General features: G+C 56.7%; 17 protein-coding genes and 2 pseudogenes. 9 read left to right on the forward strand and 10 right to left on the reverse strand.

Annotated features, from left to right (window positions below):
* Window positions 1-227 precede the first annotated feature (227 nt).
* Window positions 228-964: pseudogene (locus ACWIUF_RS01820) on the forward strand (EAL domain-containing protein).
* A 51-nt stretch (window positions 965-1,015) separates the two neighbouring features.
* Here the strand turns inward: ACWIUF_RS01820 and menB are convergent.
* The gene (menB, locus tag ACWIUF_RS01825) at window positions 1,016-1,849 is read right to left on the reverse strand and encodes a 1,4-dihydroxy-2-naphthoyl-CoA synthase (RefSeq protein ID WP_448570468.1); all 834 of its coding nucleotides are present in this window, start codon (window positions 1,847-1,849) and stop codon (window positions 1,016-1,018) included.
* A 184-nt stretch (window positions 1,850-2,033) separates the two neighbouring features.
* On the opposite strand from menB, the gene ACWIUF_RS01830 reads away from it, so the two are divergent.
* From ACWIUF_RS01830 to ACWIUF_RS01840, 3 genes are read left to right on the forward strand one after another with little or no spacing between them, the layout of a single operon-like run.
* Window positions 2,034-2,423, forward strand: a complete 390-nt coding sequence (locus ACWIUF_RS01830; protein WP_448570469.1) for an urease subunit beta — start codon at window positions 2,034-2,036, stop codon at window positions 2,421-2,423.
* Window positions 2,420-2,989 carry a molybdenum cofactor biosynthesis protein MoaE gene (locus ACWIUF_RS01835; RefSeq protein WP_448570470.1) on the forward strand — a complete coding sequence of 190 codons (570 nt, stop codon included), beginning with the start codon at window positions 2,420-2,422 and terminating at the stop codon, window positions 2,987-2,989. Before ACWIUF_RS01830 ends, ACWIUF_RS01835 begins: the two co-directional genes overlap by 4 nt.
* On the forward strand, window positions 2,925-4,070 hold the full coding sequence (locus ACWIUF_RS01840) for a hypothetical protein (protein ID WP_448570471.1): 1,146 nt from the start codon (window positions 2,925-2,927) through the stop codon (window positions 4,068-4,070). The genes ACWIUF_RS01835 and ACWIUF_RS01840 overlap by 65 nt, the downstream gene beginning before the upstream one ends.
* A 122-nt stretch (window positions 4,071-4,192) precedes the next feature.
* Here ACWIUF_RS01840 and petG read toward each other — a convergent pair whose 3' ends face one another.
* Window positions 4,193-4,306: a cytochrome b6-f complex subunit V gene (gene petG, locus ACWIUF_RS01845; RefSeq protein WP_190431032.1), complete on the reverse strand. Its 114-nt coding sequence runs from the start codon at window positions 4,304-4,306 to the stop codon at window positions 4,193-4,195.
* A 283-nt stretch (window positions 4,307-4,589) separates the two neighbouring features.
* Here petG and ACWIUF_RS01850 point away from each other — a divergent pair, with 283 nt between their 5' ends.
* Both ACWIUF_RS01850 and ACWIUF_RS01855 read left to right on the forward strand, forming a co-directional pair.
* On the forward strand, window positions 4,590-4,973 hold the full coding sequence (locus ACWIUF_RS01850; protein WP_448570472.1) for a c-type cytochrome: 384 nt from the start codon (window positions 4,590-4,592) through the stop codon (window positions 4,971-4,973).
* A 227-nt stretch (window positions 4,974-5,200) separates the two neighbouring features.
* Entirely contained in the window at window positions 5,201-5,869 is a 669-nt protein-coding gene (locus tag ACWIUF_RS01855) for a response regulator transcription factor (RefSeq protein WP_448570473.1), read from the forward strand.
* A 40-nt stretch (window positions 5,870-5,909) separates the two neighbouring features.
* On the opposite strand, the gene ACWIUF_RS01860 is transcribed toward ACWIUF_RS01855, so the two are convergent.
* The gene (locus ACWIUF_RS01860; RefSeq protein ID WP_448570474.1) at window positions 5,910-6,956 is read right to left on the reverse strand and encodes a DNA polymerase III subunit delta'; all 1,047 of its coding nucleotides are present in this window, start codon (window positions 6,954-6,956) and stop codon (window positions 5,910-5,912) included.
* Entirely contained in the window at window positions 6,953-8,116 is a 1,164-nt protein-coding gene (locus ACWIUF_RS01865; RefSeq protein ID WP_448570475.1) for a quinone-dependent dihydroorotate dehydrogenase, read from the reverse strand. The genes ACWIUF_RS01860 and ACWIUF_RS01865 overlap by 4 nt, the downstream gene beginning before the upstream one ends.
* A 399-nt stretch (window positions 8,117-8,515) precedes the next feature.
* Here ACWIUF_RS01865 and ACWIUF_RS01870 point away from each other — a divergent pair, with 399 nt between their 5' ends.
* Complete coding sequence (locus ACWIUF_RS01870) at window positions 8,516-11,320, forward strand: GAF domain-containing protein (protein WP_448570476.1); 2,805 nt, start codon at window positions 8,516-8,518, stop codon at window positions 11,318-11,320.
* A gap of 101 nt (window positions 11,321-11,421) precedes the next feature.
* Here ACWIUF_RS01870 and acs read toward each other — a convergent pair whose 3' ends face one another.
* The 4 genes from acs to psaK form a co-directional block, all read right to left on the reverse strand.
* Complete coding sequence (acs, locus tag ACWIUF_RS01875) at window positions 11,422-13,392, reverse strand: acetate--CoA ligase (RefSeq protein ID WP_448570477.1); 1,971 nt, start codon at window positions 13,390-13,392, stop codon at window positions 11,422-11,424.
* Window positions 13,393-13,608: 216 nt separating this feature from the next.
* The gene (locus ACWIUF_RS01880; RefSeq protein ID WP_448570478.1) at window positions 13,609-13,761 is read right to left on the reverse strand and encodes a hypothetical protein; all 153 of its coding nucleotides are present in this window, start codon (window positions 13,759-13,761) and stop codon (window positions 13,609-13,611) included.
* Between the two features lie 16 nt (window positions 13,762-13,777).
* A complete protein-coding gene (locus tag ACWIUF_RS01885) occupies window positions 13,778-14,590 on the reverse strand; it encodes a YdcF family protein (RefSeq protein WP_448570479.1) in 813 nt (270 codons plus the stop codon).
* Between the two features lie 122 nt (window positions 14,591-14,712).
* Window positions 14,713-14,973: a photosystem I reaction center subunit PsaK gene (gene psaK, locus ACWIUF_RS01890; RefSeq protein WP_448570480.1), complete on the reverse strand. Its 261-nt coding sequence runs from the start codon at window positions 14,971-14,973 to the stop codon at window positions 14,713-14,715.
* A 543-nt stretch (window positions 14,974-15,516) separates the two neighbouring features.
* Here psaK and ACWIUF_RS01895 point away from each other — a divergent pair.
* The gene (locus ACWIUF_RS01895; protein ID WP_448570481.1) at window positions 15,517-16,071 is read left to right on the forward strand and encodes a response regulator; all 555 of its coding nucleotides are present in this window, start codon (window positions 15,517-15,519) and stop codon (window positions 16,069-16,071) included.
* Window positions 16,072-16,222: 151 nt separating this feature from the next.
* Here the strand turns inward: ACWIUF_RS01895 and recR are convergent, their stop codons facing one another.
* The gene (gene recR / locus ACWIUF_RS01900) at window positions 16,223-16,834 is read right to left on the reverse strand and encodes a recombination mediator RecR (protein WP_448570483.1); all 612 of its coding nucleotides are present in this window, start codon (window positions 16,832-16,834) and stop codon (window positions 16,223-16,225) included.
* Between the two features lie 234 nt (window positions 16,835-17,068).
* Window positions 17,069-17,644 carry a photosystem I assembly protein Ycf4 gene (locus tag ACWIUF_RS01905; protein ID WP_448570482.1) on the reverse strand — a complete coding sequence of 192 codons (576 nt, stop codon included), beginning with the start codon at window positions 17,642-17,644 and terminating at the stop codon, window positions 17,069-17,071.
* A gap of 170 nt (window positions 17,645-17,814) precedes the next feature.
* Between ACWIUF_RS01905 and ACWIUF_RS01910 the strand changes: the two are divergent.
* Window positions 17,815-17,955 (forward strand): annotated as a pseudogene (locus ACWIUF_RS01910) (photosystem II D2 protein (photosystem q(a) protein)); the annotation flags it as partial.

Genomic DNA, 17,955 nt, shown 5'->3' on the forward strand with positions numbered 1-17,955 from the left:
TGACAAGTTTCGCTATTTGCAACTAGAACTCAGCCGTCGCTGTTCGCTCGTCCATTGGAGCTACGATTTGCTTCCAGAAACGCTTGTATGACTCTCGCACCCTCAAGTGTAAAGTTTTATATCTGGATTCAACACTTCTGAACCAAGCGCTGTACCAACTGCATGCAGAAAATGATCTTCGGCGGGCGATCGCGCAGCAAGAATTTGTGCTGTACTACCAACCGATCGTGGCTTTAGCGACCGGCCAAATTGTTGGTTTTGAAGCCCTAATTCGCTGGCAACATCCCAGTCAGGGTTTAAAACTTCCCGGCGACTTTATTACGATTGCGGAAGAGACAGGATTGATCACGACCTTGGATTATTGGGCGCTGGGTGCTGCCTGTCAGCAGTTAGCTACCTGGCAGACGGTCTTCTCCAATTTACCCAGTTTGAAGGTAAGTGTGAATCTCTCTGCCCAGGATCTCCGACAACCTGATCTTTTGGCCGAAGTCGATCGCGTTCTGACCCAAACGGGTTTAGCAGGGCATCACCTAACCCTGGAACTGACCGAAAGTATGCTGATTGAAGATGTCGCTTCTACGATCACGCTCCTCAGCCAGCTCAAAGCACGGGGAATTGAACTGAGTATTGATGACTTTGGCACAGGGTATTCCTCCCTCAACTATCTCCATCGTTTACCGATCGATTATTTGAAAGTCGATCGTAGTTTTGTGAGATACATGATGGGGAAGGTAATCATCAAATCGTCGCCACGATCGCTACCCTCAGCCAGCAGCTAGATCTGGAGGCGATCGCTGAGGGGATTGAAACCCAGGCCCAACTCCAACAATTACAACGCCTTGGCTACCAATTTGGCCAGGGCTATCTCTTCGCCAAACCCCTCAGCCCAACGGCAGTGGAGGCGATTTTAGGTACATTTATAGGTATCTTGTCATCCCACTGTATTCCCCAGGCTTTAGCTTGAAACAACTAAAGTCGTTACTACCGACCTAGTGGAACGTTAAGGGTTACGGCACTAAGGCAGCCAGGGATATTGGCGAAAATTGGGGGGGCGTTTTTCCAGGAACGCTTGTTTACCCTCACTGCCCTCTTCCGTCATGTAGTAGAGCAGTGTTGCATTGCCTGCGAGTTCCTGAAGACCCGCCTGTCCATCACAGTCCGCATTAAACGCCGCCTTTAAACAGCGAATGGCGATCGGGCTTTTCTCCAGGATTTCCCGTGCCCATTGAAGGCCTTCCGCCTCCAGTTCAGCCACGGGCACAACCTGGTTGACCAATCCCATTTCTAAGGCCTGCTGCGCCGTATATTGGCGACAGAGATACCAGATCTCCCGCGCCTTCTTCTGGCCAACAATCCGGGCTAGATAGCTGGCCCCAAAGCCGCCATCGAAACTGCCCACCTTGGGCCCCGTCTGCCCAAAAATCGCATTATCCGCTGCGATCGTTAAATCACACACAATATGCAAGACGTGCCCGCCTCCGATCGCGTAGCCCGCCACCAAGGCAATCACCACCTTAGGCATGGAACGAATCAAACGCTGGAGATCCAGCACATTGAGGCGCGGCACCCCATCTTGCCCGATATAGCCCGCCTGCCCCCGTACACTTTGATCCCCGCCCGCACAAAAGGCATACTTGCCATCCGTATGGGGACCCGCCCCCGTCAGTAGCACCACACCAATTTGGGGGTCTTCCCGCGCATCCCAAAAGGCATCGTACATTTCGGCGATCGTCTCTGGGCGGAATGCATTGCGCTTGTGGGGCCGGTTAATCGTCACCTTGGCGATGCCATCCCACTTGTGGTACAGGATATCTGCATAGGTTTTGGCGACTTGCCAGTCTGCTTGCATGGGAAATCTCGTTACCGTCCTATCCGCTGATTTCCACTCAAGATATCACCCTTATGGGCGATGTATCTGCCTAGGGTGGGTTAGCACTTCCAGTTAGAATAGGGCACAGATGGCGCTACCGCGCTCGGACCGCTCCCTTTGGCCGACCGTGCGATTGTCACTTTTCCCCTAGGAGATAGCCCCTATGATTCCCGGTGAATTGTTGGTTGAGCCGGGTGAACTGGAACTGAATGCTGGACGTTCCACCCTCACCCTAACCGTTGCGAACCAGGGCGATCGCCCCATCCAAGTTGGCTCCCATTTTCATTTCTATGAGGTCAACCGTGCGCTGAGCTTTGAGCGTGAGCAAGCACGGGGAATGCGTTTGGATATTCCGGCGGGTACGGCCATTCGGTTTGAACCAGGAGATACGCGATCGGTTACCCTGGTCCCCCTGGTGGGACAACGACGTGTGTATGGGTTTAATGCCCGGATTAACGGTGAGCTTGCCCCCGCGCCCCAAGACCCTAAGCGGGCAACCCAGCGGGCAACCAAGAAAAAAACGAGCGCCAAAGATAGCAAAAAGAAAAAATGAGCCAGGGCCCCGCTGAACTCAACGATCGCTTTGCCATCACCTTTGCCCCCCTCTCGTTGTCTGAGGTGTACGAACTGGCCGTCGATCCCGCCAGTGGGGCCGTGGTGGTCATGAGTGGGACGGTACGGGACCATACCGACGGGAAAGCGGTGGTCAGCTTGGAATATCAAGCCTATGAACCAATGGCGCTGCGGGTATTTGCACAAATTGCCGCCGATCTCCGCCAGCAGTGGCCAATGGTGAATCGGGTGGTCATTTATCACCGCACGGGACACCTCACGATCGGGGAAACCAGTGTTCTTGTGGCCGTGAGTTGCCCCCACCGGGCCGAAGCCTTTGCCGCCTGCCAGTATGCGATCGATACCCTGAAACACAACGCCCCGATCTGGAAAAAAGAACACTGGGCCGACGGTGCCAGTACGTGGGTCAGTATTGGCGCTTGCGAACCCGATGCGCCAGCGCCGCCCCCCGCGATCGAGCAAACGGGACGAACATGGGATAATGTTGCGGCTGTTTACCCCACCCGCGATCGTGCTAGTTCCCAACTCTCCCCCAGAACCCCTTGATATCCCTGCCCCGTCCCTCATGGATGCCCTGAGTACTGACCTGGACAACGTTCCCCTCAATTTCCAGTTGCCCGATCCGGAGGACGAACACCTACCCGACGCGGAATTCCAGCAACAGGTTGAGCAGGCATGGCAAGTCTGCGATCGCTTTGACCTGCAAACAGACATCTGGCGGGGACGCATTCTGCGGGTGGTGCGCGATCGGGAAAAACAGCGGGGTGATCTGCGGGGCCTGGGTTTCCTGAACTGGCTCAAGGAACGGGAGATCAGCAAAAGTCAGGCATACCAGTGGATCGAGTTGGCGAACAGCGCCGACACCCTTTTGGAAACCGGTTATCTGGAACCGACGGATGTCAACCAGTTTAGTAAGCGAGCCTTTATTGAAACGGCCCAGGCCTCCCCTGAAGTCCAACAACTGGTCAGCGAAGCAGCCCACCGGGGAGAGCGAGTAACCCGGCGCGAAGTGCGGCAATTGGCGGACGAATGGACAGCGATGACCTCGGAGCTATTGCCAGAGGAAGTCCGAGAAAAAGCCGCTGATCACACCATCCCCACCCGCTACCTGGCCCCCCTCGTCCGCGAGTTGGCAAAACTCCCAGAAGCCCACCAGGCCAGCCTCCAGCAAGAGATGCGCGAGAATCCGGACCTGGATACCCTCAAGCAAGTCACCGGTGAAGCAAAAGCCTTAGCGAAATACTTAAACGCCGCGACCCAAGTGCAGGCCCTCAATGATGCCGATATTGATCTGGAAACAGCCCTAGAAGAAGCCTTTCGCCTAGGAATTTTGAATATTGCCGCTGATGTAGTCACCCAGGCTACCCAGGTGGAGCAGGCGATCGGTAAGCTCTATACCGCCTGGAAACGTCTGAATCGCCTGAGCGATCGCCTCTATGTCGATAGTGGCGTCAGCACGCCCCACCTGCGCCGCATGGTCCAGAGCCTTGGCAAACTTTCCGGCAGTATTATTGAGGTCCAACTCGGTGTTGGCGGCGACCCCACAACCGCTGCCCTGTCGCAACGGACGATCCGCCTGCAAATGCTGACAGAGGAACTAGACTCTCCGGATATTGAGAAGGATTAAGGCCAGCAGGAGCGGCGATCGGCTCACTTGGCGAGCGGTTGGCCGTTCATGTCGATGGGGGGTATGCCAAGATAGGGAAGACAGGCGGGACGCCTATCCCCCAAACGTGGATCAGGCCTAGCCTACAGGCCGAGTTGGTTGCCCCGACGGTACTGGAGATAAGCCGCAACAAACAAGCCCGCCAGGGTAATGGGAATCAAACCAAGCACAATGCCAGAGAGTAGGGGTTCAACCATGAGACGTGCCTCCAGACCTCGATACAAAACAACACAAATGATCTCTGTCCAGCATACCCTGATCGCAGGGCCACTAGGCCGCATTCCACAAGAGTAGCTGTGAAGTTGGCGTTTCGCTTCCCGGCTGCGGGTGCTGAGGCAGCGACGATCGCCACACCTACCCTACCCCTAGTTGGTGACAGTTGCGCAACAAATCTTTAGAGTAAATAATTGAATTAAGAAGTTTTTTGTACAAATGCTTATAATTAAAAATCGCTTGGTGCGGCTGCTAGCTGGAGACGGTTTGGACGAGCGACAAACAATCAACTTGAGCGACGACGTACCCATTCAGCGGATTGCCGCAATCCTGCTGCTGCTTGGCGTGGTCATCTTAGCGGTTTTATTTGGTTGGCATCAACTGGAAGTTGCTGATCCCTATATCCAGAGCACACTTCGGCTGCGGGGTGATCGCGATCGGGGCGCGATGATTTTCCAGATCAATTGTGCGGGCTGTCATGGCGTCATGGCTGATGGCCTAGTGGGTCCCAGCCTCAAACATATTGCTGAGCGCAAGACCCAAGCCGCTCTGATTCGCCAGGTGATTAGTGGCGAGACCCCCCCGATGCCCAAGTTTCAGCCTAACCCCCAGGAAATGGCTGATCTCCTCACCTATCTGGAGCATCTCTAACCAGTGTTCAGGCGATGGGCCGAGAAGATCTGCCTGGAGATTGAAATTAAGGTTGAAATTAAGCTTGAATGGACTTGGAGTGACCATTCGAGTTAACAATTTGGCTTAACAAGCGTTGATATCCAGCAATAACCTGCCATCCCCATGCCGGTTTTAGCAACATGGATTTTATCGGCTAGGATTGCAAATAAACTTTACACCCCCCCATTACGTGTGACTCACCCCCCATGCCCTTGCTAATCCTGGTCGCAGAGGATGATCCAGGCACTCGCCTCACCTTGAGTGATTACCTGGAGCAGGCTGGCTACTCAGTGATGTCAGCAACTAATGGCCGTGAAGCCCTGCAAATCCTGAAAGACTACCTGCCCCATCTCTTAATTACAGATGTGGCCATGCCCCACATGGATGGGTTTGAACTGGTCCGCCGGGTTCGGCAACAGCCCCATTTTCGCCTACTCCCCGTTATCTTCCTCACTGCCCATTCCACCACCCCTGAGCGCATTCAGGGTTACCAACTGGGGTGTGATATTTACCTGCCCAAACCCTTTGAGCTGAACGAACTGGGGGCCGTCGTTCGTAACTTGATGGAACGATCCCAGTTAATCCAGACCGAATGGCGTACCCATCTTAAGTCGGCGGAGGCTGTTCCCTTACCTGCTGACCATCCCGATCGCGATCGGGCGGCACCGGGGCTAGAGGCGGTCGATCTCACCCGACGGGAGCAGGACGTGTTGCACCTACTGGCGGAAGGACTCTCCAACAACCAGATTGGCGAACAGTTGCACCTCAGTCCGCGCACGATCGAAAAACACGTCAGTAGCCTCCTACGCAAATCCAATACCAGTAATCGCGCTGAATTAGTCCGTTTCGCGATCGATCATCATCTCGTGCGCTAGGGTATTGCCTAAGCGCTCGCATTTCCCCTGCCCCTAATGGCTAGCACAACTGCATCAATGTCACCTCCCACACGAGGCGAGGTTGGACATAGCTGCGCAGAGCGGTCTTGGCCTTTTCCAGGGTGTGCAAAATGGGACTGGGGTCATAACCGGGCTGGGGGTGCCAATAGCACTGCTGAAGGTAGTCGAGGAGCCAGTACTGCTGTTCACTTTCCAAGGTTTGCTGAATCTGGCGAGCCAGCTCCAGGGCCTCCCGGAGCGATCGCGGGGGGGATTGCACCGCTTGCAGGAGATCCGGTGGCAAGTTCTGCAATTGCTCGTAATGGGCGATCGCGGCACCAGGGCTGCCCTGGGCCATTGCCAAGACAGCGGCATAGGCGGGATCACCCGGTGTTTGCACAAGGTGACCGTAGCCTGCGGTAGCTAACACTTGCGCCAGACAATCGGGAGGCAGCCGGTAGAAGGGAATGCGCTGACACCGGGAAATCAGGGTAGGCAACAGGGCATCCAGGGAGGGAGCCAATAAAATCAGCGTGGCCTGTCCCGGTTCCTCCAGGGTTTTTAGCAGGCCATTGGCCGCCGCCTCGGCCATTGTTTCAGCTTGTTCAATCACGACGACCGATCGGGGGGCCATCAAGGGGGCACGGCTCAGGAATTGGGACACCTCCCGAATCTGTTCCAGACGAATTTGGGGCGGTGCCTTTCGTTTTACCCCCGCCTCAGCCGCTTCCTGCGCCGATAGCCGTTTCCCCTGGTGCAGATAGGTAGGCTCCACCCACAGCAGATCGGGATGATTGCCCTGGGCAATGCGTTGCCGTAGGGCAGGGGAGCCGGAAATGCTTTGTGGGGTAGGCGTCCCGCCTGCCACCGCTGTTTCGCCTGCCATTGTTGTCCCGCCTGCCAGCACGCTCCCTGCCTCTAGGGTGGGGTCAAGGAGCAGTTCCAGAAAACAGCGGGCAGCCAGACTGCGGCCCACCCCATTGGGGCCAACGAACAGGTAGGCCGGTGCAATGCGGTGTTTTTGGACCGCTTGGGTGAGCAATTCTATGGCCTGGGCTTGACCGAGGAGGGGCTGGAAGGGCGTCATGAGTCAATACCAACAGCAGCGGCGATCGTGGGCAATTGGTGCGTCTCTAATTGGGCCAGTAACCCCTGGAGAACCCGTGGGATCAGGCCAGGCCCTTCATAGACCAGGCCCGTATAGACCTGCAACAAGCTGGCCCCGGCAGTGATTTTCTCCCAGGCATCGGCAGCGGTGAAGATGCCACCCACCCCAATAATGGGCAATTGGCCCTGGGTTTGCCGGTAAATGAACCGGATGACCTCGGTCGATCGCGCCCGGAGGGGGGCACCACTGATCCCACCGGCCTCCGCTGCTATCGGGTTACCCGTGCGGGATAAAACCTGGGTCCGCAAACCGGTCCGGGCGATCGTAGTATTGGTGGCAATAATGCCCGCTAGGCGATGGTGCTGGGCCAGGTCGAGGATGGCTGCCAGCTCATCCCAACTAAGGTCTGGGGCAATTTTCAGGAGGAGGGGTTTGCCGGGGGTATTTTCCTGCTGGAGGGCCGCCAAGAGGGGGCCAAGCTGCTCTGCCATTTGCAGCGATCGTAGGCCGGGGGTATTGGGTGAGGAAACATTAACAACGAAATAATCGCCCCAGGGTTGCAGGAGCCGGAAGCTACCCAGGTAGTCGGCGATCGCGTCCTTCAGATCGGTTTGCTTGGACTTCCCAAAGTTGACCCCGATCGGTGCGGTCAGGGCCGGGGCCAGCGGGACGCCTACCCCACGTTGGGCTTGCCGTTCCCGATAGGCTTGCAGGCGGGTGGCTAGGGCAGCGGTTCCCTGGTTATTAAACCCCATGCGGTTAAGGACCGCCCGATCGGCCAGCAGGCGAAACAGGCGCGGTTGGGGGTTACCGGGTTGGGCGTGGAAGGTAACCGTGCCGACTTCCGCAAAACCAAACCCGATTTGGGGCCAGATCCCGATCGCCTGTCCATCTTTATCAAACCCTGCGGCCAACCCCAAGGGGTTCGTAAACGTTAGACCCCAAAGAGACTGTTCTAAACGCGGGTCGGGGACTGTAAAGGTCTGTTCTGTCCAAGTCAAGGCAGCCCGCAGCAGGGGAGGGGGCTGGGGCTGATCCAGTCTGGCTAAGGTATGGAGCAAGCGCTCATGTATCCATTCCGGATCAACCTGGAGGCCAGAAAATAGTAGGGGACGTAGTGCCGTTGTATAGAGATCCATCCCTATCCTCCAGAAAACACAGGGTCAGAAAATGCAGGGATTGACAGGACGTTGCTTGAGCTTGCCTTGACCATAGGCGAATAGTCGTGGCTTGCCTGCTCAGACCATTTAGACATTAGACAGATTATGATACCGGCGTCTCAGGTAGCCAGGATCGCAAAAATTCAGTTTTAAAGTTTGGCAAAATCTAATCCAACCCCTAACCAACTTTGAAAAACACGCTTTAGGCTAGATGATAAACACTTGTTCGGAGATCGCTAGGGTGTTCTCCCCAAGGGACGTGGGAAGTGGCACCATTGTCCTGCGGATTGGGTCTATCTGATCGTAAGGACGCGCAGGAGTATTGAGATCGTGCCCAACTAAGGGCCAGCCCTCTGGCAGGATGCGGGGTTTTAGGAGATGACGCAAGCAACTGAATCAGCCAACCGCAACCCGCCATTGGCTAACCTTGCCAAGTTGCTCCACCTCTTTCGTGAAGCGGAGGAGGTGGATGCGCTGGCGGCCACCACCCTCAGTTACTTTAAGGCGGTTTTTGACTACAGCCTCATTTGGCTGGGTCTCTACGATCGTAAAAAGCACTGCCTTGTCGGTAAAGGGGGAAAGGCTCCCGGTAAAGACATGAGTTTCCTCACCCGATCGCTCAGCCTGAATGCTGGCGATCGCCTGGAAGAGGTCGTGATCCAGATGCAACCCGTAACCATCCCCGATCTGGGGACGGAGGTCCGTGCGGGGGAGTGGGCACAAATGGCCAAGCATTGGCAGGTCCAGGGTAGTCTGATCCTGCCGATCCGCCATAAGGATCTCTGCCTAGGGGTGATGATCCTGGGGGCATCCCATTGGGGGTTTTCCCTTAAGGAGGCTGATAAGGCCCAGTTTGAGATTGTTTTGGGGGCATTGGGTGCGGCGATCCATCGGGTGATGCTCAGCCAGCACCAACTGCGTGCGGCGACCCAAACGGTTGATGAGGTCTGGCCCAAATTGCTGCAACAAGCCCAGGAAGGGACGGATTTCAACCAACGGCTAACGGCGATCGTGGAAACGATCCACCGCCACCTCACCCCAACCCGGACCGAGATCTACGGGTATGATCCCCTGCCCCAACTGTTCCAATTGCGCCTGGGGTATCCGGTCAAGCGGACTGCCCGCTTTGCCGCGGACGGGAAGGTCGAGGGACTGGAAGCGACGGCGGTTTGGAATTTTTATGAGGCGCTGAACGCCAATCGCTTGGTGGCGATCGGGGATGCCTATAGTCCCTTTAAGGCGGATCTAACTGCCCGCCTGCTGCGGGAATTTCAGGCCCGATCGCTCCTGGCTGCTCCGATCCTGGGGGCCGGTGAACTGCGGGGATTTTTACTGGTCAAAACCACCGAGGCCCGCATTTGGGATGACACGGAGAAGGCATTTGTCCAGGGGGTCACCCAACTGCTTTCTCTGCTGGCTCCCCTGGAAACCATCGAGGCGACGATCCAAACAATTCGCAATGATCAGGTTCTATTGGCGGGCATTGCCCGGGCCATTTACAGTGAGCGAGACTGGCATAAGGCGCTCGCCCAAACGGCTGAGCTAATCTGTAAACGCTTGCAAGCGGAACGGTTTGTCCTGTTGGAAGCCGATGCCGAGACCGGGGAATTTGCGATCGCCTACCAACACCACGCCAAAAGTCGTCGCCCGCTGCCCGCCATCCTGCCCCCCCTGAGTGAGGTGGACTGGAAAATGCTGGAGCAGTCGGAAACGGCAGTTGCGATCGAAAACCTAGCGGCGGATTTACGGTTATTTACCTGGCGACCCGATCTGCAAGAAGTGGAACTCAATTCCCTGCTGACCTGTAGCACTGCTCCGGGGCAACCCCTGACGGGTGTCGTTCTGGTGGCACGGGAGAGCCACAGTACCTGGGGTCAAGCCGATCGGGAACTGCTGCAAGCCGCGGCCCAGCAATTAGGCGTCGTCTTTCAGCAATTTCGGTTACAACAACAAACCGAGCAGTTGGAGAAGCATTACCAGGCCCTCGATCGCGGCCTAGCCGAGATTCGCCAAGTCAGACAATTGACGACCTTGGAACAAACCGCCGTCCGCAATATTGCCCAAAGTTTGGAGGCACCCCTGGTCGTCTTGGTTACCTGGTCACCCAGCGATCAAGTCGCCCGGATTGGGGCGATCGCTGTCCAGAACAAAAACTTTGCCATTCACCAGGACAGTGTGATCCTGCTGTATCAGGATGCACTGGTGCAATGGTTGTTGCAAAGTGAGACCTGCTTACCCCTTCAGGTAGGGGATTTACCCCCAGAGTCTCGACAGTGGTTGAGCGCGGCGGGGATTGGTCAATTGTTGGGGACTGCCTTGCGAACAGCAGCAGGGCATGAACCCACGGGCATTGTGGTGGTGGCGGATGGCCCCGATCGGTTTTGGCGCGATCGCGATCAACACGCCCTTTTGACCCTCAGCAATCAACTGGCCTGGTCCCGGCGGGCCTTGGTGCTGATCGAGGTCTTCCAGGCCCAACGCAGTACCCTCCAACAATTGAACTGGTACAAGAATCGTCAATTGGAGGAGTTCTACAAGATGGTGGGGGCGGCCACCCAACGCCTCCAGCGGTTGTTTGACCAGGGTAAGATTCCCGCCGATCTCCACTTTGAGCAAACCCTGCGCCAGTTCGGGATTGCGATCAACAGTATGCTACCGCTCCTGCGCCATGAACAATGGCAGTTACAAACCGCTGAGGGGGCAGCATCCCTCGCGACTCTCCTCCGACGGGCAATGGATCGCATTGACGCGCTGGTGAAGAAACGCCAACTGTGGCCACAGGTCCATAACCTCGACAGTCGCATTAAGGTGGCGGGGGATATGGTGAAGCTAGAGGCGATCCTCTATGAGGTATTGGCGGCGGCTTGTCGGCGATCGCCCCTCCAGGGCCGCCTGGATATCTGGTGCCAACCGATCGATGATCAGTTCCTTGAAATTGCCATTACCGACAATGGCGCACTTGAACCAGCGTTGTTGGCTGAGTTGCAGCATGGCCGTTCGTTGGATCTCCTGGCCCCCTCGGCGATCGATCGCCTTCCCGGCCTCATTCTGGCTATCTGCCAGGCATTGATTCACCAACTGAATGGCGATCTGACCTTCTATGCCCTAGAGGATGGCCGGACCTTGAGTCGCCTGGTCGTTCCGATCGCTGATCCCAACCAAGTGACAACGCTGTTGAAGTAACCCTTGCCCGCCCCGTTGCCCCATTGGGGGAAAGGCGAGTAATAGCACGATCAAGATTGGCAACTCCTCGCCCTCAGGGAGAGGGGTTGGGGTGAGGGCATTTAGGCCCCACTGCGCAACTTATCCAAAACACTGCGATCCTCCAGGGTGGACGTATCGCCTGACACCTCCTGATCCGCTGCCAACGATCGCAGCAACCGCCGCATGATTTTACCCGATCGCGTTTTGGGCAAAGCCTCGCTGAAGCGGATCTCACCCGGACGGGCGATCGCGCCAATTTCTTGGACCACATGCTGCTTCAATTCCTGGGCGAGGGCCTCTGTAGGGGTGTAGTCCCCCTCCAGGGTGACAAAGGCCACCACCTCTTCCCCCTTGACCTCATCCGGTTTGCCAACGACCGCCGCCTCCGCTACCGCCGGATGGGATACGAGGGCCGACTCAATTTCCATCGTGCCCAAACGGTGCCCCGCCACACTAATCACGTCATCCACCCGCCCCATCACCCAGAAATAGTCCTGTTCATCCCGGCGGGCACCATCCCCCGCAAAGTAGAGGTATTGGCCATTCTGGGGCGGAATATGCTCCCAGTAAGTCCGACGGAAGCGATCGGGGTCCTTATACACCGTGCGCATCATACTGGGCCACGGGTGACGGATGACCAGATAGCCGCCCTCGTTCACGCCTACTGCATTGCCCTCCAGATCGACCACATCCGCCAAGATCCCCGGAAAAGGTCGAGTCGCGGACCCCGGTTTAGTGGGAATTGCACCGGGCAGGGGGGTGATCATAATGCCGCCGGTTTCCGTTTGCCACCAGGTATCGACGATCGGGCAGCGTTCCTGGCCAATGACCCGGTAATACCACATCCAGGCCTCCGGGTTGATCGGTTCGCCCACCGTACCCAGCAGCCGCAGGGAGGAAAGATCCCGCGATCGGGGATGGTGTTCGCCCATTTTGATAAAAGCTCGGATGGCCGTTGGAGCCGTATAGAAAATATTGACCCCATACTTTTCGATCACATCCCAGAAGCAGCCCGGATTGGAAGCGCGGGGTGCTCCCTCATACATCAGCGTGGTCGCCCCATTGGAAAGGGGGCCGTAGACAATGTAGCTGTGGCCCGTAATCCAGCCAACATCAGCCGTACACCAGTAAACATCCGTGTCCTTCAGGTCAAAGATCCATTGGGTGGTGATGTGGGTGTAAAGGTTATAGCCGCCCGTCGTGTGGACAACGCCCTTGGGCTTGCCCGTGCTACCGGAGGTGTAGAGGATAAATAGCATATCTTCGCTGTCCATTGGCTCAGCAGGACAGTCGGCACTCACCCCCGCTCGCAGGTCATGCCACCAGTGATCGCGGCCCGGTTCCATCTGGATTTTTTGTTTGGTCCGTTCCACCACCAGCACATTTTCCACACTGGGGACGGTCCCATCCGCCAGCGCCTTATCCACCTGCTCCTTCAACGGCACGATCGTGTCCTTGCGCCAGCCCCCATCCGCCGTAATCACCAGTTTGGCTTCGGCATCCATCAGCCGATCGCGCAGCGCCTCCGCACTAAACCCCCCAAACACTACCGAATGGGGTGCCCCAATCCGCGCACAGGCCAACATGGCGATCGCCGCTTCCGGGATCATGGGCATATAAATCCCCACGCAATCGCCCTTTCTGACCCCCAGTTGTTTCAGCACATTGGCAAATTGGCAGACCTCGCGGTGGAGTTGGGCATAGGTCAGGGTGCGTGAATCCCCCGGTTCCCCTTCCCAAATCAGGGCTGCTTTATTGCGTCGCCAGGTCGTGAGATGGCGATCGAGGCAGTTATAGGAGATATTGAGCTTCCCCCCCACAAACCACTTTACGTGGGGCGGTTGCCAGTCGAGGACTTGCTGCCACGGTTCAAACCAATGGAGTTCCTGCTCGGCTAGCTTTGCCCAAAACCCCGCTGGGTCCGCCTGGGCTTGGTCATACAACTGTTCATAGGCCGCCAGACTATCAATATGGGCGGCTTGGGCAAACGCCGCAGGAGGATGGAATAAGCGATTTTCTTGCAGAATAGATTCGATCGTCGGTTGTGACATAGCCAGTTCACTCGCAATGGGATGGCAGCCTGCAAGCCAAGGGGGACAATCTTGGGGTCCCAGGCACCCAAAAACCGGGCCACACCGCTTGTCGCTCGGAAACCGGGCAACCGTTGACTCCACAGCTAAACAAAACCATACCCCCTTCCCGTCCCTTTGTGGACCTTCGTGCCCTTCGTGCCTTTGGGGTGAACGGCCCTGCCCCCGCCCATATCCCTAATCACCACAGCCAATCACCGTCAATGCCGACCAATAGTAGGGATGGCGGAAATCCCCTGGCAGACCTTGACTGCCACCGGGTAAGGCTAGGGGGGCGCGGTCACCGCGACGCCAACGATCGCCGTCAACCCGAACCTCCCCGTGTAACATCGCTCTTGGCAAGGCCCTAATGAGCGTGACTACCGCTATACAACCACCCCAGCCCCCGATAGACGGCAATACCCAGATACTCCTTCAGGGCACGGGTCGTTTTGGCCAGGGCTTCCGCGTCGGGTAGGCAATTGAGGAGCAAAGCCTGGGGTTCGGTGTGCCAGAGGGCACGATCGACATCGGTATACAAAAAATCCGTGGGTGCCGCGATCGGGTCGAAGCCCTGGTGTTGAAAAATCAACAGAGCGCGGGGCATATGCATCGCCGAGGTAACCAGCAGAATGCGCTGCCAGCCTTTCGCGGCCAAGATCTGCTGCACATTCACCGCGTTCTGGTAGGTATTCAACGATTCCGTATCCTGGAGAATAGCTGTAGCAGGCACCCCCAGGGCGATCGCCAATTCCGCCATATCCGCCGCCTCCGAGCGTCCGCCGCCCATCCAACTGACCCGCCCCCCACTCAAAACTAACCACGGTGCCCTGCCTTCCCGATACAACTGGACACCATACAAAATGCGATCGCCCGCCTCGGCCACATCTACCCCTGGGCGCGGTGGCAGGGCCGGTTTCGTCCCTCCCCCCAACACCACGATCGCCGCCACTTGTGGTAATGGACCCGCTGGAATATGCCGTTGCTCCAGGGACGATACCAGCCACAGGGCTGTCCAAGGACTGCTACTGACAAGCAACACCCCCAGCCCTAGGGCGATCGCCCCCTGCGCCACCCGTGGCCACCGCCGCCGACTGCACAGGGCAACGCCCAGCAGCACACAACTTAGGCCCAAGGGATAGATCAAGGGGGGGAGCAGTTTGGTAAGAAAGAACAGCATGGACGCTTGGCCTCTGCAAACGCAAAGCCTCTGCAAATGCAAAAGAGGAGGGACAAGCCCTCCTCCCGTCAATTGCGATTATTCGGGTCAGCCCTAGGATTGGGGGGAACTGACACCGGGGGTTAGATGGCCCCGGAATAGGCTAGTCCGAGAATCACACCCGCGCCGAGGATATGACCAAAGCAGGCGGTCCCAATCACCGCCCCTTGGCTTAAGCCCCCAAACAATTCGGGGGAGGGCATGGCTGGACCAACATTCGGGTTTTTAATCGTGCTTTTGGCGATCGCCGCTGCCAGGATATTACAAACAACCATGATCACGGCAACCGTCGGACTCCATTCGGGGGTGTGGGGCACAGCCGCCAATAGCGTTGGGGTAATCAATCTACCTACTCCTAGATCACTAAAGGTGCGAATAACGGGCGAATAATAAAACTTAAGCTTGATTTTTATCAGAAAACTTCACGCAATCGGCGCAAAGCGTATCAATAATTAACAAAGCTTGAGGTCCCGGACTGCTCACCGCTCGCACTGCCCGCCGCTCGCACTGCCCGCCGCTCGTCTCCTCAAATAGGGGGAACCGCGATCGTGCCCCCGCCGACCCCAGGGGCATCCGCACTGGCCTAGTCGCGATCGCCCGCCGCCAGTGAGCGATCGGCGCTCATCGGCATAGACTTTAGCAGTTGACTGGCTTAACGATCGGGACTCAAACCTGGGCAGTGACTAGACCTGGGAGTTTTCCTCCTTTAGGATGAAGGGGATCAGGGTGTCAATGTTAGGATCGTCTAGGCTCGTCGGTGCAATGCGGATTCGTCCCCAAGGGATTAGAATTCTGGCAGTAGATTCCGGTTCGGGGTTACCTGACCAGAGGTTTTCCCCCTAGGCTGGGATAATGCACAGTTTTGACCATCAGCAGAGGGTTTCAGCGTGGCAACCCATAAAATCCTGGTTATTGATGATAGTCGCGTCATTCGGATGCGGGTGCGGGAGATGTTGCCGGAGGGCGACTTTGAAATCCTGGAAGCCAAGGATGGGGTGGAAGGACTCAACCTCATTCGTCAAGTCCACCCGAATCTCATCATGTTAGACTTTCTGCTGCCGAGGATGAGCGGTTGGGAAGTTTATCAGCAAATCCAGGGGCAAGCGGACTTGCAAGTCATCCCATTGGTGCTCATGTCCGGGCGCAAGGAAGAGGTCACCGAGAAAATCCAAGAACCCTTTGAGCATTTTGAGTTTATTGAGAAGCCCTTTGAGCGCAAAGCCTTGATCGAGGCGATCAAGTCAGCGATGCACAAGGCGACTGAATTGCGTCGCCAGCTAGAACGAGAAGCCGCTGCTGCCCCGATTACCAGTGGAGCCGGAGCGACAGCCGATGTCCAAGCCCTGACCCAGCGGGTGGCCAGTCTAGAGCAGGAGGTGGCCACGCTGAAGAAGCAAATGGGCCAATTGTTGATGTTTATTAAGCAGCGGTTAGGGAAATAACCGGGCTAGAGCAGGCACAAGCATCCCCAACCTAAAAGCCCGATGCCCTAGTAGCTCGAAAAGTAAATGCTGCAACGTTCGTAGTGCAGGCTTTAGCCGGCAACGACTAAAGTCGTTACGACCAACATTGCGAAACTTTATGTTTGCTGTACTAGTCTAAATCCCGACGACCCTCCAAAGCACGGGCGAGGGTGACCTCATCGGCATATTCCAGATCGCCCCCCATTGGCAGACCAAAGGCAATCCGGGTGACGCGGGTGAAGGGCTTAAGCAGGTGACCCACATACAGCGTTGTGGTCTCCCCTTCGACGCTGGGGCTAATGGCCAAAATAACTTCTTTCACCTTTTCCTGGCTAACGCGGCGAACAAGGGGCTGGAGGTTTAGCTGTTCCGGGCCAATGCCATCCATCGGCGAAATCACTCCCCCCAGGACGTGGTACTTACCCCGATATTCTCGTGTCCGTTCCAGGGCGATCACGTCGCGGGAATCGGCAACCACGCAGATTGTTTCGTTATCCCGATTAGGATTGCGGCAGATTTCGCAGACCGGCTCAGCCGAGAGGTGAAAGCAGACGGAACAAACCCCTACCTGCTGTTTGGCATCTACCAAGGCTTGGGCTAAGGCTTGGATCTCAGTGAGAGGCCGTTTGATCAGGTAGAGGGCTAGCCGTTGGGCGGTTTTGGGACCGATCCCTGGTAGGCGTTGCAGTTGCTCGATCAACCGAGCAAGGGGACGGGTGTAAACCGTGGGAGTTCTCCTTATCTACGCTAGAGATGGTCGGGTGGATATGGGTAACAGCCAAGGGGAAGCAGTAACAGCCAAGACGGCCATCCCACAAGGGTGAAGTATATCTCCCTCCAGCTTTAGATATTAGATACTCGTGGGGTAGGCATCCTGCCTGCGGTGGGGTAGGCATCCTGCCTGCCATCAGCTAGGGAACCACAGAGGCACAGAGGATACAGAGGGGAGATTTTGTCTGGCTGTGTGCGGTTGGGATTAAATGCCTTCGAGGGGAACGCCTAGGAAACGGGCGAGTTCTGCGCCTTGCTGCTCAATTTGGGCTAAGGGTAAGGGTTGCCCAACGCGGGTTAGGGGGATCTCCCGGCGGTTTTTGAGTTTGAGATACAGGGTCCGTTTCGGGTTCAGGCCCTCGCGAATCTCCACCCGCACCGATTGCACGTCACTAAAGGGGCACTCAAACACCACTCGACGGTTTTTGCCGGGATACCCCCAACGCAAGATTTGGATTTGATCCGCCTTGCGATCGAAGCGATTGTAGCCGCCCCCCACATCCCAAGCGATCGCCAGCCAGAGGTACAGGGCCAACAGCGTTCCCGCCGCCCCATAGAGACCCATGATCAGGCCCTGCGGTACAAATACCAGTGCCGTTGGGTCAGAAAATGGGAGAAGATTAACGTGGAGGTAACTGGAGATCCCGGACAACAGGAAGCCCGTCGCCCCTGCCGAGATCACCGTTGCCCAGAATAGGTTGCTGAAACGACGGGACCCCAGCACGGGCTGGTGGAGTAAATCAGTATCTTTAGAATCTGTAGAAATGGTCTGTGCCTTCATAAACTTGACAAATCTGCAAAGAGGTTACCGAACACTATGCCCCCAGTCCAGTGGCAGGGCGTTCGCCCCTAGATTACGTGAACTTTGTTACGGGTTAGGCACGGGTTATTCTATAGATATGTTAACTTACTTAGAAACCTCACAATTCTGGTATTGCAAGAGGATTTGACATGACCATTGCAGTGGGTCGTGCGAGCGCCAGTCGGGGATGGTTCGACGTTCTCGATGATTGGCTAAAGCGCGACAGATTCGTCTTCGTGGGCTGGTCGGGTTTGCTGCTGTTCCCCTGTGCCTATCTGGCGCTGGGCGGC

It is taken from the genome of Trichothermofontia sp., from assembly GCF_053493415.1.

Excerpts from the sequence above, each read along its gene's own strand:
- menB (WP_448570468.1), bottom strand. The coding sequence starts at position 1,849 with ATGCAAGCAGACTGGCAAGTCGCCAAAACCTATGCAGATATCCTGTAC.
- ACWIUF_RS01830 (WP_448570469.1), top strand. The coding sequence starts at position 2,034 with ATGATTCCCGGTGAATTGTTGGTTGAGCCGGGTGAACTGGAACTGAAT.
- ACWIUF_RS01835 (WP_448570470.1), top strand. The coding sequence starts at position 2,420 with ATGAGCCAGGGCCCCGCTGAACTCAACGATCGCTTTGCCATCACCTTT.
- ACWIUF_RS01840 (WP_448570471.1), top strand. The coding sequence starts at position 2,925 with ATGTTGCGGCTGTTTACCCCACCCGCGATCGTGCTAGTTCCCAACTCT.
- petG (WP_190431032.1), bottom strand. The coding sequence starts at position 4,306 with ATGGTTGAACCCCTACTCTCTGGCATTGTGCTTGGTTTGATTCCCATT.
- ACWIUF_RS01855 (WP_448570473.1), top strand. The coding sequence starts at position 5,201 with ATGCCCTTGCTAATCCTGGTCGCAGAGGATGATCCAGGCACTCGCCTC.
- ACWIUF_RS01860 (WP_448570474.1), bottom strand. The coding sequence starts at position 6,956 with ATGACGCCCTTCCAGCCCCTCCTCGGTCAAGCCCAGGCCATAGAATTG.
- ACWIUF_RS01865 (WP_448570475.1), bottom strand. The coding sequence starts at position 8,116 with ATGGATCTCTATACAACGGCACTACGTCCCCTACTATTTTCTGGCCTC.
- ACWIUF_RS01870 (WP_448570476.1), top strand. The coding sequence starts at position 8,516 with ATGACGCAAGCAACTGAATCAGCCAACCGCAACCCGCCATTGGCTAAC.
- acs (WP_448570477.1), bottom strand. The coding sequence starts at position 13,392 with ATGTCACAACCGACGATCGAATCTATTCTGCAAGAAAATCGCTTATTC.
- ACWIUF_RS01880 (WP_448570478.1), bottom strand. The coding sequence starts at position 13,761 with ATGTTACACGGGGAGGTTCGGGTTGACGGCGATCGTTGGCGTCGCGGT.
- ACWIUF_RS01885 (WP_448570479.1), bottom strand. The coding sequence starts at position 14,590 with ATGCTGTTCTTTCTTACCAAACTGCTCCCCCCCTTGATCTATCCCTTG.
- ACWIUF_RS01905 (WP_448570482.1), bottom strand. The coding sequence starts at position 17,644 with ATGAAGGCACAGACCATTTCTACAGATTCTAAAGATACTGATTTACTC.